Below are 1,470 nucleotides of genomic sequence, written 5' to 3' on the forward strand. Positions count from 1 at the left end.
ATTGCTGACATTGCCAACGAGTATTTATAAAAATCTTCCGAATCCTTTTTTGTATCCGCATTATGGCGGATACTCATTCGCCCACTAGCGAATGGAGGGTTTTGATTTTGTATTCGCACCAAGCGAATATGCTCTTTGTTTGCAACGCAAACCGCACACAAACGAAGTTTGTATAAGTGCGCCCTTCTTCACTTTGTTCATTGGGGTGATTATACCACATGCAGAGTGAAGATACTACTTTGTTATTCTAGTGTTATAGCTATAATTTGATTATAATGGAGGAAACAAGGTTATAAGGGGAGTGAGGGCTATGGCTCGAAAGACAGAAGAAGAGAGATTGCTAGATATGGATGAAAAGATTAAGAAGATGCAAGCTGAGAAGCAAAGGCTTGCGAATCAATTAAAGGAAAAAGAGCGTAAATCTAGAACAAAAAGACTCATTCAAATTGGGGCATTAATGGAGAAGCATTTAAAGATAGAAGGGGAGGAAGAAGCAATCAAGCTAATCGCTTCTTTCCAAAAGGCCATCTTGGAAAGAAAAGAACAAATTCAAGCAATGGATATACATTTAGCTAGAGAGATATTAGGAATTGAAAATAAAAAGTAACTCTCTTAAACTAGTGTTGACCACAGGGTCAAATAATGACCAATAGGTCAACGTTGATGTTTCTTTGAATAAAATAAAAYGACCTCCTTCGATTTATTCGTAGGAGGTCATTTCATACTTTAGTATGGGAGCCAACCCTATAAAGAGTTGGTCAGGCTATAGATCTGAAGTATCTGTAGCCTTTTTTTATTATAATATGTAACCACATTCAAAAGATAGAATTTTTGCTTTTTGAAATTAGAAAACAGAATGATCCAATTCAAAAGAACAACCATTATTCTAAAGAACTATTGGCGACTAGTCTCTTTAAATCTTTCCTTCATAGCTTAATCTTTTTAGGAAAAACTAAAGTTACAGAAAGGAGAAATTTGATATGCGTGTTTTATTAACCATTGGTATCATGATTTTTTGCACCATCTCTAATGCTTATTTCACTCACTACATTCAAGAAAAAGCAAGAAAGCGCGGACTATACAGCGGTATTGTTTTGACTATCCTAGGTTTAGGTTACTCTACTTTTCAAACATTATTTATTATAAAAATGCAAAAAAAAGAATTTGAAAAAAAGAATTAGATATGAACCGCACTTGTTATTAGGATTTGAATACAAAAAGATTGTTAAAAAGCAGGCAATAGATAAAATCCCCCTGTATAAAGTTAATCCAAACTAATAAAATTTAATTAACCTACTGTAGAGTATGAACTTCGGCTAAATAGTCGGAGTTTTTTTGAGCTGATGATTAAAGGAAATACAAATACAAAAAAAGTGGTCATTTTTAGAGATAAAATTCCTCTCTAATGCTCACTAGACCTTCATAATCACTTTTTAAAGCGTTGCTTTTTAAATAAGAGTAGTTAAATAA

2 protein-coding genes are annotated in these 1,470 nt (G+C 33.2%); both read left to right on the forward strand.

Features of this window, described 5'->3' with window-relative positions; translation table 11 throughout:
- Nucleotides 1-310: 310 nt before the first annotated feature.
- Nucleotides 311-607 (forward strand): hypothetical protein, encoded by a 297-nt coding sequence (locus QD409_RS35315; protein ID WP_341082331.1) that lies wholly within the window; start codon nucleotides 311-313, stop codon nucleotides 605-607.
- A gap of 373 nt (nucleotides 608-980) precedes the next feature.
- Nucleotides 981-1,181, forward strand: coding sequence for a hypothetical protein (locus tag QD409_RS35320; protein WP_341082330.1), 201 nt, complete (start codon nucleotides 981-983; stop codon nucleotides 1,179-1,181).
- Nucleotides 1,182-1,470 lie beyond the last annotated feature (289 nt).

The organism is Rhizobium sp. BR 315, from assembly GCF_050577975.1.
Taxonomy (GTDB): Bacteria; Pseudomonadota; Alphaproteobacteria; order Rhizobiales; family Rhizobiaceae; genus Rhizobium; species Rhizobium miluonense.